The organism is Rickettsia japonica YH (assembly GCF_000283595.1).
GTDB lineage: Bacteria > Pseudomonadota > Alphaproteobacteria > Rickettsiales > Rickettsiaceae > Rickettsia > Rickettsia rickettsii.
In genome coordinates, this window is sequence record NC_016050.1 from 454,223 (window position 1) to 469,014 (window position 14,792).

Below are 14,792 nucleotides of genomic sequence, written 5' to 3' on the forward strand. Positions count from 1 at the left end.
GTGCTGTATTTCATTCCTGCCTAGTCGGGAATCCAGTCAAGCATATAAAAATTTGTATTTTTATATGTTTATTTTGTTAAATATGTAATTGTTTATCAATGTTAAGGTTATTTTTTGCTGGATTCCCGCTTTCGCGGGAATGACATCGAACCATGCAACAACACTAGACAAGCCACGGTAGGACAGTTTTCCACTTTAATAACACAGTAGTAATATATTACAGCTTCTCTGCATGTGAGCTTAAATAATGTGCTATACCTTCATGTGATGGGGTAATTGCTTCCTCACCTTTATGCCAGCCGGCAGGACAAACTTCGCCGTGCTTTTGATGATGAGTTAAAGCATCGATTACTTTTAATGTATAATTAATATCACGACCGATAGGTAAGTCGTTAACTAGCATGTGACGTACTATGAAATTCTTATCGATTAAAAAAGTTCCACGCAAAGCAACACCGTCTTCATTAAGTACATTATATTTTGAAGAAATATCCTTTTTTATATCGGAAACCATTGGGAATTGTACTTGTCCAAGCCCGCCTTTATTATGCGGAGTATTTTTCCAAGCTAAATGGCTAAAATGAGAATCAACGCTAACAGCTACTACTTTAGTACGTCTTTCGGTAAATTCACCAAGCTTATTGTGAAATGCTATAATTTCCGATGGACAAACAAAAGTAAAATCTAGGGGATAAAAAAATAACACTATATTATCCCCTGCAGCATAATCGCTAAGTTTAAACTTATCGTCTATATTATTATTAGGCATAATAGCTTGAGCTGTAAAATCTGGAGCAGTTTTGCCGACAAATACTGACATATTCATAACCTTTTATTAATTAATAATCTGATATGATATATAAAACTAATTATTATTACAATAATAAATCGTTATAAATTGCTACTTATCTATTTTCGTTCCCGAAGAAGCTTTTAATTGGTTAAATATAGTTAATGCTCCGGTTATAAAACTACTCGGTTCTGAAAGATTTGCGGGTAAAATTACGGTGTTGGTATCTTTAGCCAAATTACCGAACGCACTAATATATTGCTCGGCTATTTTAAGAGCTACTGCATCACTTCCTCCCGTTTTTTGTACGGCAGTTGCGACAATCTCAATACTATTGGCCGTAGCGGTAGCGACTAAGCCTATTGCTTCAGCTTCACCTTTTGCCCTGTTAACTTGATCTGTATAAGAAGCTTCTGAATTCAGTACGATTTGTGCTTTTTCACCTTCTGCATGGTTAATTTTTGCTTGTCTATTACCTTCCGACTCTAGAATTTGAGCTCTTTTTTGACGCTCTGCTGCTACCTGCAATTCCATAGCTTTGAGTATAGTTTGCGGAGGTTGAATATCTTTAATTTCATAACGCATACATTGTATGCCCCAATTTATAGCAGCCTGATTAATAGCTGCTACAATTGCTACGTTTAAAGTTTCGCGCTCTTCAAAAGTTCTATCTAAAGGGAGTTTACCGATTTCCGAACGCATAGTAGTTTGAGCAAGCTGTGTTATGGCATAGTAAGGATTATTAACACCATAAGATGCTGCCATTGGATCAATGATCTTAACATATAAAACACCGTCTATAGATAATGTTACGTTATCGTTTGAAATAGCTGTTTGAGCGGTAACGTCTATTGCTTCTTCTTTTAAAGTATGTTTGTATGCTACTCTCTGAATAACAGGGATGAGTAAATTTAAGCCAGGTTGCAGTACCTTATCGAATTTTCCAAGTTTTTCTACTACCCATGCTTGTTGTTGCGGTACAACTTTAACCATTTGTATTATAACTAAAATCGCTATAATACTGAAAATTAATAATGCATATTCCATAATTCAATACCTTTTTTATTTCCACTCTATATTATTTTTAATTATAAAAAAAGGATTTAAGTTAAACGGTACTTAATTATATATTTTTTTATCACTAAAATGGGTTTTAATTACTTTGAGTAAAGAAAGAATGCTTGAATATTCTTCAAGTTGTTCATTTACATTTTTTATCTCATTTAAAGCGCTATTAAAATCTTTCTGCAATAAATACGTTTCAGCAGCTTTATTTTGTTCTAGTGTTTTAAGTAAAATACTTTGTAAAAATCTATAATAATAGTCGTCTAGTTTATGTATATCAGACATAATAATAAATCATATAATTATTGAATTCTTAATTTATATATAAATTTTTTAATAATTCAATAATTTTTAACTAGATTTACATATACTTAAGTCTTTATCTATTATGTCGGAATCTATATTTAAACAGTCAAGGATTGAATGAAATACATAATCATGGCTAATTTCGGTATTAGCATAATTTTTAATTGAAGATACTGATTTAGGATATTTGGCTTGAAAAGCATCTGATACCCAAACTATAAGAGGTACGGTTATTTGTTCTGCAAGTAGTGAACCGCCGTGACCGTAATAACCATTTTCTCCGAGGGATTCGCCGTGATCAGATACATATAATAAAAATGCATTTTTATCTTTAAGCAAATCTATTAAATTAGATAAAAAAAAATCGGTATATAAAATAGAGTTATCATAACTGTTAACTAAAGCAAGCTTATCGCAATCACTTGCATCGCCCTTAACCTTAATAGGACAGGTAGGGGTAAAATACTCAAACTCTTTTGGATATCTCGCATTATAGTTCCAATGGCTGCCGGAAGTGTGCACTACTAAAAATTGTTTCTCTGAGTTTGTGATTATTTCTTTTATAAAAGGCAATATTTTTTCATCATGATCATTTAAAGAAAATAGGGCAGAGCCGCCCGGTACTATAGTAAAATTAACGTCATTATATATATTACTGAGGTCAAAATTTGCAAAACGCCTCATTAAAGTTTGAGTACCGATCCAGGTAGTATTAAAGCCAAGATTTGTTAAAATTGATAAAAAGCTGTTTTCTTGTCTACTATTTTCAATTTGACTTGCAGGATAACGTGAAAGTAACGACGGTACGGAAAGATAGGTAAGGTTAGAAGAAGATTTAGCTTTGAAAGAAATTAGGTTTTGAGTAGTCTTTAAGTAAGGAGTTGTATCTCTTTCATAACCGTTAATACCGAAATGATCAAATCTTGCTGATTCTCCTATAACTAAAACACCGATAATATCTTTATCTGACTTATCTATAAAGTTATATTGTTTGCTAATATCTATACATGCATAATTTTTTTTACCGAAATTTCCGGCAAAATTAAGGTAGCTATTATGTAAATACTGAATGGGAAAATAATTTTTTAGTATCTTAAATGAAGGAGTAATAATATTATATACAAAAATAAGTAAGCAAGCGGCAGATAATAGTTTTGTTACGAATGATTTAGAATTTTCGGCGGCAAAAGATTTGAGAGTATAAAAACAGGTAAAAAGGCAAAAAATTATCCATATTATTAACTTAATGCTGGTTAATTCATAAACTTCGTTTAAATCAGTTGAGAAAAAACTACCTATTACTTGTTTAGTAGGATTGATTTTGAAGAAATAAATGTAATAACTAGCAATAGCAGATGTTATAAATAAAAATCCCACACCGATTTTTAACACTAATCTATGTACGCTAAGACCGAAAAATGCTATAAAAGAAAATATATAAATATAGCAAAAATCTTTTGATAACTCTAATATCCCTCTAAAGATTGTTGCTTTATAATAATCAAATTTATAAATCAATATTGCGGTATTAAATAATAAACAATAAATAAAGGCTAAAATCGCCGATAATTTAATTAATTTCGTATCTAAATGTTTCTGAATAGTTTTTAGCATAAATAATAATTAATAAAGTAATTTTTATAACTATCATGATCAAAAAAAATCTTCAAGAATTTTATCGGCTTTTAATACCAAATTCTCCGCTTATCGCTATTGATTACGGAAGCAAAAAATTAGGAATCGCATTATCTAATCAAGAACGTAGTATTGCTATGCCCTTAAATACTATAACCGAGATAAATAAAAAAATTGTTATTACTTCCTTGCTTAATATCATCGAGAAATATAAAGTTTGCGGTGTTATAATAGGTCTACCGATTGATATGCGCGGAGCAGTAACGGAGCAAACAAATATAGTGATGAAATTTGCTGAAGAGCTAGCAAAATCTATAAACTTGCCTATATATTTACAAGATGAAAGATTAACTACCAAAGCTGCAAATAATTTTCTTAAATCGTTTGGAGTGAACAGAAAAGACCGTAATAATAACGATGATGCAGTAGCTGCTAGTATGATTCTTGAAACCGTGCTTGATTCTATAAAAAATATTTAATTAGGAAAGAATTGAGGAGTTGTTGCATGGATCGAAAAACCTACTCAATGTCATCCCCACGAAAGCGGGGATCCAGCAAAATAACTTCAATATTGATATAAAAGTGGCATATTTGACAAAATAAACCTATAAAAACAAGTTTTTATAGGTTTTACTGGATTCCCGCCTACGCGGGAATGACATAAAACGGTCCGTGCAACAAAGCCCAGAATAAATTACCTCCTATTTCACCGGGACAAATTTTACTAGTAGAATTTATGGAACCTCTGGGGATTAGTCAAAGCAAACTTGCTCGTGATATTGATGTACCCGTTACTAGGATCAATAATATAATTAAGCATCATCGTTCAATCTCCCCTGATACAGCCCTTCGTTTGGGTAAGTATTTTAATATTAATCCTCGTTGGTGGATGAATATGCAAAACCAATATGATTTAGAGCTTGCAGAAGATGAAGGTTGGAAAATTACAGAAGATAGAATAAGAACCTTTTCTATGGCAAGTTAATTATTTATAACTCAATATTGTTACGCACTCAAAACACTATTGTAAAGATATGTTATTTATGATAGAACCGATTCGGTAAAAATAAATAAAATATACTATGAAAATATTAATTTTAGGTGTTACCGGTATGCTAGGTAATAGCATATTCAGGTTTTTAAGTAGTGATAAAAAATTTGATATTTTTGCGACAGCCCGAAATAATTCAGCTCGTTCTTACTTTTCTAAGGATTTATCCGATAAATTAATTACAAATGTAGATGTTGAGAACCATGATGCGTTAGTTGAGGTATTTAATCACACAAAACCCGATATAGTAATAAATTGTGTAGGGCTTGTAAAACAATTGGCAGATGCTAATGACCCGTTAAAAGCATTACCGATAAATAGTTTGCTGCCTCATAGGCTAGCTAATTTATGTAAACTAGCTAATTCAAGGTTAATCCATATTAGTACTGATTGTGTGTTTTCAGGAAAAAAAGGTAGTTATAAGGAAAGCGATTTTTCTGACTGTTATGATCTTTACGGTCGTTCAAAATTTCTTGGTGAGGTAGATTATCCGCATGCTATCACATTGCGTACTTCCATTATAGGTCATGAGCTAGCAGGCAATAGAAGCTTAATCAATTGGTTTTTAAGTGCAGAAGGTTCAGTGAAAGGGTTTGAGAAAGCTATTTATTCAGGATTCCCGACAGTAGAGCTTGCAAGAATAATAAGGGATTTTGTGTTACCTAATAAAGAGTTGCACGGGCTTTATCATGTTGCCTCAAAACCGATTAATAAGTTAGAATTGTTAAAATTAGTAGCAGAAATATATAATAAAGAAATCGATATTATTTCATCAGATGAGCTTGTAATAGATCGTTCACTAGATAGCACTCGTTTTAATGAGGTGACGGGATATACGCCTCCTGAATGGCGTGAGCTTGTAAAGCGTATGTGTGAGTTTAAGTAAATTGTCATTGCGAATATAGGCTTGTACACGGAATCTAGCATAAAGTGAGATAAATCGAGCTTTTTATGTTTGTATTTTTTATAACTGGACCATGTGGACAAGCCACAGGATGACTACCTTAGAGTGTTTCTCGATTGACACAATGACAGAATGAATAATAACAAAATAGGTATTTATATATAATGTTTGTAGATAAAACTTTAATGATTACAGGAGGCACCGGTTCATTTGGTAATGCGGTGCTTTCTCGTTTTCTTAAATCCGATATTATTAACGATATTAAGGAAATTCGTATTTTCAGTAGAGATGAAAAAAAGCAAGAGGATATGCGTATTGCTTTAAATAATCCGAAACTTAAATTCTATATCGGGGACGTACGCAATTATAAAAGTATTGATGAGGCAATGCACGGTGTAGATTATGTATTCCATGCCGCTGCTTTAAAGCAGGTTCCGACTTGTGAATTTTATCCCATAGAAGCAATAAATACTAACGTCTTAGGTGCTGAAAATGTTTTAAGTGCTGCTATTAATAACAAAGTTACAAAAGTTATTGTACTGAGTACCGATAAGGCTGTATATCCAATTAATGCAATGGGATTATCTAAAGCATTAATGGAAAAGTTAGCAATAGCAAAAGCACGTATGCGTTCTCCAGGTGAGACTGTGCTTTGCGTCACTAGATACGGTAACGTTATGGCTTCTAGAGGTTCGGTCATTCCTCTTTTTATCAATCAAATAAAACAAGGTAAGGAATTAACCATTACAGAACCGTCAATGACACGTTTTTTAATGTCGCTTGTAGATTCGGTGGATTTAGTTTTATATGCGTTTGAGCATGGTCATCAGGGTGATATTTTCGTACAAAAATCTCCGGCAAGCACAATTGAAGTACTCGCAAAAGCGTTACAAGATATATTCGATAGTAAAAATGAAATACGTTTTATCGGTACACGTCACGGCGAAAAACATTACGAATCATTAGTATCATCAGAAGAAATGGCAAAAGCTGATGATTTAAGGGATTATTACCGTATTCCTATGGACGGGCGCGATCTTAATTATGCAAAATATTTTGTTGAAGGTGAAAAGAAAGTAGCACTTTTAGAGGATTACACTTCCCATAATACAAAACGTTTAAATTTAGAAGAAGTAAAAGAGTTATTACTGACTCTTGATTACGTACAAGAGGAGCTAAAAAATGCTTAAGGTAATGACGATTGTCGGTACTCGTCCTGAACTTATTAAACTATGCTGCGTGATTTCCGAGTTTGATAAATATACTCATCACATACTAGTTCACACCGGTCAAAATTATGCATATGAATTACATCAGGTTTTTTTTGATGATATGGGAATTAGAAAACCCGATTATTTCTTAGAAGTAGCAGCAGATAATACGGCAAAATCTATCGGGCTTATTATCGAAAAAGTTGATGAAGTACTTGAGAAAGAAAAGCCCGACGCCGTTTTATTTTACGGTGATACTAATTCATGTTTATCGGCAATTGCTGCTAAACGCCGTAAAATTCCGATTTTTCATATGGAAGCGGGAAATCGTTGTTTTGATCAGCGTGTACCTGAAGAAATAAACCGTAAAATCATTGATCATATTAGTGACGTTAACATTACGTTAACCGAGCATGCAAGACGTTATTTAATTTTCGAAGGTTTACCGCCTGAGCTTATTTTTAAATCAGGTTCGCATATGCCTGAGGTCCTTGATCGCTTTATGCCTAAAATATTAAAGTCTGATATTTTAGATAAATTGTCACTTACCACAAAGCAATATTTCTTAATTAGCTCACATCGTGAGGAAAATGTTGATGTCAAAAATAATCTGAAAGAATTATTAATTAGTTTACAAACGCTTATTAAAGAGTATAATTTTCCTGTCATCTTCTCAACACACCCAAGGACTAAAAAAAGGCTTGAGGATTTAGAGGAGTTTGAAGAACTTGGCGATAAAATAAGATTTTTGCCGGCCTTCGGGTTTACGGACTACGTCAAACTTCAGATGAATGCATTTTGTATTTTATCCGATAGCGGTACTATCACTGAAGAGGCATCTATACTTAATTTACCTGCTTTAAATATTCGAGAAGCACATGAACGTCCTGAAGGTATGGACGCCGGAACACTTATTATGTCGGGTTTTAAGGCTGAACGGGTACTACAATCGGTGAAAGCTATTACGGAAGAACACGAGAATAATAAACGCTTGCAAGATATCGTGCCGGATTATGCAGAAGCAGGACTTGTATCAAAGAAAATATTACGTATAGTTTTAAGTTATGTGGATTATGTTAACCATACAGTATGGTTTAAAAAATAATCCTATTCATTATTATCATATCAAAAACATGAAATTCTTTAAATTAATAAAACTTAACACTTTATTTTTAAGTGTTTTTTTACTAATAACTTTTATATCTTTTTTTTGTTATTCCAAAGAAAATTCTTATAAAAAAATAGTTTTCCTTGTTAGTACAGAGACATTCGGCGGCAAAGGCGTATACGCAATGTATAATGAGATGAAAAAAATAGGTCATGATGTCAAAATTGTAATAGTACCTCATCCTCATCCCAATATTCAAGGAGGAATAGATACCGAGTTTATTAGTAAATTTGATACACAAGATGTGATATATCCATGTGGTAAGTATGCTTCTTATTCAAATGTTAATACAAAATGTGAAATTTCTGAACTAAAAAATTATCAGCCGGATTTTATCTTTACGCAAAATCCTTACGAAAATTTTCAAGGCTATATATCAGAACCTTTTACGGCTGCTAATTTGTATAAGAGCTTTAGAGGAACTAAAACAAAAATTATGTATATAGTCTATGGTCCGCATATCTTTCATCAAAAAAATATTGATGATGATAAGTTATCAAGTTGCATAGAGACGGTATTTGTTGATTCAGAAAGTACAAAGGATATCTTTATTAGTAATTATAAATTTCCTAAGGATAGAGTTATTGTTTCAGGTTATCAACCATACTATGAAGTAAGAAATTATAATATTAAAGAAAAACCAAACTCGGAAACCATTTTATGGCTTCCTAGATGGGAATTATCATTTAAAAATAGAGATTTATATGAAGGAGGTTCTACTTTCTTAAATTATCACTATTTTTTCTATAATTATGCATTACAACATCCTAATATTCATTTTATTATAAGACCGCATGTTACACTATTTACCTATGCGGTCGGTAAAAATTACTTAAGCCAAAGTGATATGGATAATATATTAAGTAGATTTAACTCTTTAAAGAATGTTACTGTTTCTGCACATGCATTCAGGTCGTTACTGGATGATATAATGGTGTCAGATATTGTAATAAGTGACGGTACTTCATCTCTTGCTGAAGTAGTAGTTGCCGATAAGCCTATAATTTACTTAAGTAATGGTTGGAATAATGAATTTAATAGCAATGCTCTATCTAAAGAATTAAAAAAATATATGTATTTTGCTTATGAGCCGCAAGATATTATTAACTATATAGAATTTATTAAGCAAAATCATTATTTACCTTATTATGAAAATAGTAGTGGCAGAAATCAATTTAAAAAGATGCTTGATCCTGTAGAAAACCCTGCTGCATTTATCGCCGAATATTTATTAAAATTATAATAGTTTAAATAATTTATGTTAGAAGAAATTTATAATGATGGAGAAAGATTAATTCTTGGGGAAACTTATGATGTTTTAGAGGTAATGCGTCATAAAAGTAGCTATAAGATTTTTAAAAAAATTATAGAAGCCGATATACTTAATAGTCCATTAATGCTAAATCAAAAAATAAAAATTTTAGATATAGGTTGTGGAACGGGACACGGAACTTTCATGCTTAGCGATATATTAGGAGTAGAAATTACAGCAATAGATATCAGTAAAGAATCTATAATTTATGCTGAACAAAATTATGGAGCATCTAATATACAATATATTAAATCTGATTTAGTTAGTTTTATTAAAAAGGCAGAAGAATATGATTATATTGTATCACGACATGCACTTGAGCATATTGAAGGTGGGTTAGCACTTAATCTTAAATATAAAAAACGATTAATAGTAAATGTACCTTTTAATGAACCGGAAGGTAATATACATCATTTAGTTAATTGAATTACTGAAAAAGACTTTGAATCATATCCGAACAAAGAATTTTTTTATGAAGGAGTAGATGGTGTAACTAACGACACGCATTCTGAAAAAATCCTCCTAATTCTATAATCTGTATATCTAGTAACTCAGATTTAAAGCCTATAAAACAATTATTTAACTATCCAATCTCAGCTTGGACTCTGGAATTTTTAGAAAAGCTAGGTTTGCAATCCCAAGATATATTAAAACAATTGCTGCAAACTAGAGATGCATTTAAAAATAGCGAAGAGAAAAACTAAATTAAATAATACTGTAACAGAGCTAAATAATGCTTTAGAAGAAATAAAAATTCTTAAAAATAAACTAATTATTAGTGAAGAAGAAAAATCTATTTTTCTAAAGCTCTATAGAAAATTTAAACAATAAAACTAACATTTTATAAATTATTTTAAAAGTTATGACAACTAGAAAAGATAACCCTCTAAATATTTATCATACTTTAGTTTCCATTATTATACCTGTCTATAATGGGGCTAATTATATGAAAGAAGCTATAAATAGTGCTTTAGCACAAACTTACAAAAATATTGAAATTATTGTTGTTAATGATGGTTCAAAAGATAATGGAGAGACAGAACGTGTAGCATTATCATATGGTGATAAAATACGCTATTTTCATAAAGAAAACGGAGGTTGTGGTTCGGCCTTAAATTACGGTATAAAAAACATGAAAGGGGAATATTTTTCGTGGCTTAGCCATGATGATATATATTATCCTAATAAAATCGAGCATCAAGTTGACATATTAAATAAATTAGATAATAAAGATACTATCATTTACGGTGGTTATGAATTAATCGATGAAAAAGGCAACTCTCTACGTTATATTAAACCGGATAGTGTGCTACCTATAAATAAACTTAATATTTCTTTATTACCTTTATTACGAGGATTAATACATGGTTGTTCGTTATTGATTCCTGCTAAATATTTTCATGAAGTCGGTATATTTAATGAGGCTTTACCGACAACGCAAGATTATGATTTATGGTTTAAAATGTTCCGTGTTGCCCCTATTCATTTTGACGAATCTATCCTAATTAAATCTCGTTTTCATTCAGAGCAAGGTAGTAAAAAAATATCAAATCATAACGAAGAATGTAATGTATTATGGTCATCGTTTCTTCATGAGTTAACAGAAGAAGAAATGATCAAAATGGAAGGTTCTTCTTATTTATTTTTAACTCGTACAGCTACTTTTTTATCCAATAATACTCCGTATAAAAAAGCCTGTGATTTAGCAAATACTATGGCTAAACAAGTACTAAATGATACTAAAATTAGTGTTATTATACCGGTATATAATAGAATAAATTGGGCAATTAAAGCTATAGAAAGTGTACTTATTCAAACACACAAAAATTTTGAGATACTTATAATAGATGATGGGTCGACTGATGATATATCAGAATTAACTGCACTATGCAGAAAAGATAAAAGGATAAAATATTTTCATAAAAAAAATGAAGGACCTGCTGCTGCACGTAACTTAGGTATTAAAAATGCTATAGGAAAATATATTGCTTTCCTTGATTCGGATGATTTATTTTATAAGGATAAAATAGAAATCCAATTAAAGTTTATGGAAGAAAATAATTTTATATTTTCTCATACTTCATATCAAAAAATAAATGAAAAAGGCAAATATATCGAATCTGTTCATTCCGGGCTTTTTAGTGGCAATGTTTTTCCTCAAGTCATACAAACTTGTCCAATAGCAATGCCGACAGTTATGGGAACTTTGACATTATTCCAAGAAAATTTATTTCCTGAAAATATAAGAAGCGGTGAAGATTGTTGTTTATGGATATCTATTGCTAGTAAAAACTCAATAGGCGGTATAGACAAAGAATTGTCTAAAGTACGAATTAGCGGTGGTACTAATACGTTTATGGACCCAAATAAATATTCAGTAGGTTTAATAAATATTACTTCTTATGTTCTGAATGATTCTTATTTAAGTAAATTTAGTCCGTTTACTATTAATTTGTTATTAGCAGCTGTTACACAATTAAGATTACTAGAAAATAAAAATGAAAACTATAAAAAAAGTAATATTTCTTTTTTCAAAAATAACTGTGTAATTCAAAAAATACGAACCTATTGCTTTGTGACAAAAATTTTGATTTTATTAACTATTACTTCTATAAGGCAAGAAGGAGTACTTGCAACAATCTCTAGAATACAGAGATGGCTTAAAAAGCATATATAAATAACTATTCCTCAAGTATCTTAACTTTTGAGCCGTCACCAATTTTAGTCATACCTTCGGTAACGACTAAGTCACCTGCTTTAATATCGTCAGAGATAATTTCAATTAGACCTTCTGTACGTGTACCGATTTTTACATATAATTGTTTTATCGTATCACCGTCTATTTTATAAATAAAATTACCTTGATTATTTCGTTGAATACAACTTTCAGGAACGGTTAGGTTTTTATGAGGGTTAATTATAAGCGTAACATCTACAAAGCTATTATGCAGGATTTTTGTACCCATAGGTAAAATAATTTTAGCTGTTAAAGTACCATTATCTGATAAGTAATGCGATACTGCCTCGATTGTACTTTTAATTTTTCCTGCAATTAAAACTTCAGTATCGACGCCAACTTTTCCGCTTAAAGACTCCGGCAATTCAATAAAAATACTTTGTGAGTTTTCTGTTCCGGTAATGCTAAAGAGATAGTCACCTATTTTTACTGCATCGCCGACCATAGACTTAATTACGCCTATTTTACCAGAGTAGGGTGCAGTAATTATCATATCATTATATGTTTTTAGAGCTTTGGAATAATTAAATTTTGCATCTTCAAGTTCGCTTTTTGACCTTTTATATTCCTCGTTGCTTACAAATTTTTTAGCGAATAAAGCTTCTTTTCTATTATAATCTTCTTGTTTTGTATTTAATAACGATGCTGCTCTAGATTTAGTGGTTTCTGCTATGTTTTTATCTATAACTAGCAATATATCCCCTTTTTTTACTATTTCTCCTTGATGTGCTGAGACTTGTTCAACTACTCCGGTGGCATTGGCATAATAATCACGACTATTATCATTCTGGCATTGCCCTACAATATTAAATATGTCGTAAAGCTCGGCAATTTGTACTTTAGTTGCTTTTACTCCTGTAATTTTTTCTTCTTCCTTTTTACTTGCAATAGTAGAAAGCGAGATAAGTAAGGTAAAAAGAACAATAAGTTTTGCAGACATCATATTATACTCTAAGGTGAATAGGTGTCATCATAGTAGTTTGCCCACGGCATCTAGGAAAAGCAACTAAAAGTGTATGTTGTTGTAACATTTTTAGCTGGATACTGTGGACAAGCTACTAGATGACAAAGTATGCTTTTTAAGTTCCTCATCCGTTAACCATTTATATTCTTTTTCTAGAATTTCAAATCTAATTTTTTCTAATTGTGCATCAAGAACAGGTTCAGGAACGATAGCAGAACCGGTAAACTCAAATCCTTGATAGTTAATTTTTAGTTTCTTACAAATTTCTTGTAATGATAATAAATTTTCTTCTATATCATCGATAAATATTATTGATTGTGGATAATAATTTGTTTTTCGTAATACATACTCAAGCATGATTCCTTTATCATATTCCGCAGTGTAAATTATTCCGTCTTGTAATGTAGGTTTACCGTAACCGGCATTAAAATCTTCTATTATTATCTCATCTTCTAAAGGTGAAAATTCTTGAAAATTTACCTTTAATTCAGTGAGTTCACGCATTCTCCATTCGATCATATCTTCAATTACGCCGAATTTACCGGTAGGAAGTTTAGTAAGACCCATTGCCGGTACATTTTTTTCCGTAAGTAGAGCAAATATCGTTAAGATATCTGGGTTAACAAATCTAGCTTTCCTATCTTTAAGAACAATACTAAGTAATAATTCACATTCTTTTCTAGTAAGTCTTTTTTCAATGTTCTTCATTAATTCTTTTCTATAATCATGTGTTAACCTAGATTCATCACTATCCATTACAATTACTTCATCTACATCAAAAAGCACCAAGCTAGTATTATCGGCTTGTTTTACCGCTTCTATAACTTCTTTAAAATCATGAACTTTATTTATTTTGCTATACATATTTATTGTTTATTTAATATTACTTAAGAGTCTAATTACTTCTTCTAAGGAATTTGTCATTACCTTTAAATCTTCTTCTCTAGATAAATTATGGTGACCGTCTTTAATTAGCTTCATTACTATTTGTTTGCTCGTTATTTTTTCCAATAATTTTACTGAAACATTATAAGGCACGTCTTCATCTAACATCCCATGAATTAGATGTACCGGTATCTTTATATCAATCTGTTTCTTTGTCAATAATAAATGTTTTTTTGCATCTTCTATCAGTTTATAGCTTATAGGATATTTATGCTCACAATTTTTACCGCTTACTTCTAGTATTCCCTCTTTTTGCATCTTATTTTGATCATTTAGAGATATATTTTGCCAAATATTTTCAGTACAATCTGGAGCAGGGGCTACACACACAAGTCCCTTTATTTTATCAGGAAATCTTAAAGCCGCAAGAAGTGCTAGCCATCCTCCTATGCTCGAACCTACTAATATCGCCTCCGTATTAATTAATTTGTCTAAAATTAGTGATACTCCTTCTAACCAATCACTAATTGTTTGATCCTTAAATTGTCCTGATGCGTTTCCATGGCCGAAATTATCAAAAACAATAAAATTATAATTGTTTTTTTTACAATAATCTATTAAATAGATAGCCTTAGTTGATTGCATACTAGACATCAAGCCGTGTAAAAAAATTACAGATGGAATATTTGTATTAATTATTCTATAATTATCATAGACAATAAATTTGTCTTGTGTTTTATTATAAAGCTTGTGCATTTTAAATA

General features: G+C 31.1%; 16 protein-coding genes. 9 read left to right on the plus strand and 7 right to left on the minus strand.

Annotation, left to right across the window (positions count from 1 at the left end; genetic code table 11):
- Positions 1-217: 217 nt before the first annotated feature.
- From RJP_RS02425 to RJP_RS02440, 4 genes are all read right to left on the minus strand, one after another.
- Positions 218-820: a peroxiredoxin gene (locus tag RJP_RS02425; RefSeq protein ID WP_024704503.1), complete on the minus strand. Its 603-nt coding sequence runs from the start codon at positions 818-820 to the stop codon at positions 218-220.
- 81 nt (positions 821-901) lie between these two features.
- A complete protein-coding gene (locus RJP_RS02430; RefSeq protein WP_014014149.1) occupies positions 902-1,837 on the minus strand; it encodes an SPFH domain-containing protein in 936 nt (311 codons plus the stop codon).
- Positions 1,838-1,909: 72 nt separating this feature from the next.
- Positions 1,910-2,140: a hypothetical protein gene (locus RJP_RS02435; RefSeq protein ID WP_014120688.1), complete on the minus strand. Its 231-nt coding sequence runs from the start codon at positions 2,138-2,140 to the stop codon at positions 1,910-1,912.
- A 66-nt stretch (positions 2,141-2,206) separates the two neighbouring features.
- The gene (locus RJP_RS02440; protein WP_014120689.1) at positions 2,207-3,775 is read right to left on the minus strand and encodes a phosphoethanolamine transferase; all 1,569 of its coding nucleotides are present in this window, start codon (positions 3,773-3,775) and stop codon (positions 2,207-2,209) included.
- 35 nt (positions 3,776-3,810) lie between these two features.
- Between RJP_RS02440 and ruvX the strand changes: the two genes are divergently transcribed.
- The 9 genes from ruvX (at position 3,811) to RJP_RS02480 (ending at position 12,119) form a co-directional block, all read left to right on the plus strand.
- A complete protein-coding gene (ruvX, locus tag RJP_RS02445; RefSeq protein ID WP_014120690.1) occupies positions 3,811-4,275 on the plus strand; it encodes a Holliday junction resolvase RuvX in 465 nt (154 codons plus the stop codon).
- Positions 4,276-4,532: 257 nt separating this feature from the next.
- Entirely contained in the window at positions 4,533-4,781 is a 249-nt protein-coding gene (locus tag RJP_RS02450; protein WP_024704504.1) for a HigA family addiction module antitoxin, read from the plus strand.
- A gap of 97 nt (positions 4,782-4,878) precedes the next feature.
- Positions 4,879-5,733: a dTDP-4-dehydrorhamnose reductase family protein gene (locus RJP_RS02455; protein WP_014120691.1), complete on the plus strand. Its 855-nt coding sequence runs from the start codon at positions 4,879-4,881 to the stop codon at positions 5,731-5,733.
- A 182-nt stretch (positions 5,734-5,915) separates the two neighbouring features.
- Complete coding sequence (gene capD / locus RJP_RS02460; protein ID WP_014014155.1) at positions 5,916-6,941, plus strand: UDP-glucose 4-epimerase; 1,026 nt, start codon at positions 5,916-5,918, stop codon at positions 6,939-6,941.
- The gene (gene wecB / locus RJP_RS02465; RefSeq protein WP_014120692.1) at positions 6,934-8,067 is read left to right on the plus strand and encodes a non-hydrolyzing UDP-N-acetylglucosamine 2-epimerase; all 1,134 of its coding nucleotides are present in this window, start codon (positions 6,934-6,936) and stop codon (positions 8,065-8,067) included. Before capD ends, wecB begins: the two co-directional genes overlap by 8 nt.
- Entirely contained in the window at positions 8,027-9,373 is a 1,347-nt protein-coding gene (locus RJP_RS02470) for a hypothetical protein (protein ID WP_014120693.1), read from the plus strand. The genes wecB and RJP_RS02470 overlap by 41 nt, the downstream gene beginning before the upstream one ends.
- 15 nt (positions 9,374-9,388) lie before the next feature.
- Positions 9,389-9,868, plus strand: a complete 480-nt coding sequence (locus tag RJP_RS02475; RefSeq protein ID WP_014120694.1) for a class I SAM-dependent methyltransferase — start codon at positions 9,389-9,391, stop codon at positions 9,866-9,868.
- Between the two features lie 246 nt (positions 9,869-10,114).
- Positions 10,115-10,273, plus strand: coding sequence for a hypothetical protein (locus RJP_RS09550; protein ID WP_014014159.1), 159 nt, complete (start codon positions 10,115-10,117; stop codon positions 10,271-10,273).
- 31 nt (positions 10,274-10,304) lie between these two features.
- Positions 10,305-12,119: a glycosyltransferase family 2 protein gene (locus RJP_RS02480; protein WP_014120695.1), complete on the plus strand. Its 1,815-nt coding sequence runs from the start codon at positions 10,305-10,307 to the stop codon at positions 12,117-12,119.
- A 4-nt stretch (positions 12,120-12,123) separates the two neighbouring features.
- Here the strand turns inward: RJP_RS02480 and RJP_RS02485 are convergent, their stop codons facing one another.
- From RJP_RS02485 to RJP_RS02495, 3 genes are all read right to left on the minus strand, one after another.
- The gene (locus RJP_RS02485) at positions 12,124-13,122 is read right to left on the minus strand and encodes an efflux RND transporter periplasmic adaptor subunit (RefSeq protein WP_014120696.1); all 999 of its coding nucleotides are present in this window, start codon (positions 13,120-13,122) and stop codon (positions 12,124-12,126) included.
- Positions 13,123-13,212: 90 nt separating this feature from the next.
- On the minus strand, positions 13,213-14,007 hold the full coding sequence (locus tag RJP_RS02490) for a DUF2608 domain-containing protein (protein ID WP_014120697.1): 795 nt from the start codon (positions 14,005-14,007) through the stop codon (positions 13,213-13,215).
- A gap of 9 nt (positions 14,008-14,016) precedes the next feature.
- Positions 14,017-14,784: an alpha/beta hydrolase gene (locus RJP_RS02495; RefSeq protein ID WP_014014163.1), complete on the minus strand. Its 768-nt coding sequence runs from the start codon at positions 14,782-14,784 to the stop codon at positions 14,017-14,019.
- Positions 14,785-14,792 lie beyond the last annotated feature (8 nt).

Excerpts from the sequence above, each read along its gene's own strand:
- RJP_RS02440 (WP_014120689.1), bottom strand. The coding sequence starts at position 3,775 with ATGCTAAAAACTATTCAGAAACATTTAGATACGAAATTAATTAAATTA.
- RJP_RS02480 (WP_014120695.1), top strand. The coding sequence starts at position 10,305 with ATGACAACTAGAAAAGATAACCCTCTAAATATTTATCATACTTTAGTT.
- RJP_RS09550 (WP_014014159.1), top strand. The coding sequence starts at position 10,115 with ATGCATTTAAAAATAGCGAAGAGAAAAACTAAATTAAATAATACTGTA.
- RJP_RS02490 (WP_014120697.1), bottom strand. The coding sequence starts at position 14,007 with ATGTATAGCAAAATAAATAAAGTTCATGATTTTAAAGAAGTTATAGAA.
- RJP_RS02495 (WP_014014163.1), bottom strand. The coding sequence starts at position 14,784 with ATGCACAAGCTTTATAATAAAACACAAGACAAATTTATTGTCTATGAT.
- RJP_RS02435 (WP_014120688.1), bottom strand. The coding sequence starts at position 2,140 with ATGTCTGATATACATAAACTAGACGACTATTATTATAGATTTTTACAA.
- RJP_RS02455 (WP_014120691.1), top strand. The coding sequence starts at position 4,879 with ATGAAAATATTAATTTTAGGTGTTACCGGTATGCTAGGTAATAGCATA.
- RJP_RS02485 (WP_014120696.1), bottom strand. The coding sequence starts at position 13,122 with ATGATGTCTGCAAAACTTATTGTTCTTTTTACCTTACTTATCTCGCTT.
- capD (WP_014014155.1), top strand. The coding sequence starts at position 5,916 with ATGTTTGTAGATAAAACTTTAATGATTACAGGAGGCACCGGTTCATTT.
- RJP_RS02430 (WP_014014149.1), bottom strand. The coding sequence starts at position 1,837 with ATGGAATATGCATTATTAATTTTCAGTATTATAGCGATTTTAGTTATA.
- ruvX (WP_014120690.1), top strand. The coding sequence starts at position 3,811 with ATGATCAAAAAAAATCTTCAAGAATTTTATCGGCTTTTAATACCAAAT.
- RJP_RS02470 (WP_014120693.1), top strand. The coding sequence starts at position 8,027 with ATGTGGATTATGTTAACCATACAGTATGGTTTAAAAAATAATCCTATT.
- RJP_RS02425 (WP_024704503.1), bottom strand. The coding sequence starts at position 820 with ATGTCAGTATTTGTCGGCAAAACTGCTCCAGATTTTACAGCTCAAGCT.
- RJP_RS02450 (WP_024704504.1), top strand. The coding sequence starts at position 4,533 with ATGGAACCTCTGGGGATTAGTCAAAGCAAACTTGCTCGTGATATTGAT.
- wecB (WP_014120692.1), top strand. The coding sequence starts at position 6,934 with ATGCTTAAGGTAATGACGATTGTCGGTACTCGTCCTGAACTTATTAAA.
- RJP_RS02475 (WP_014120694.1), top strand. The coding sequence starts at position 9,389 with ATGTTAGAAGAAATTTATAATGATGGAGAAAGATTAATTCTTGGGGAA.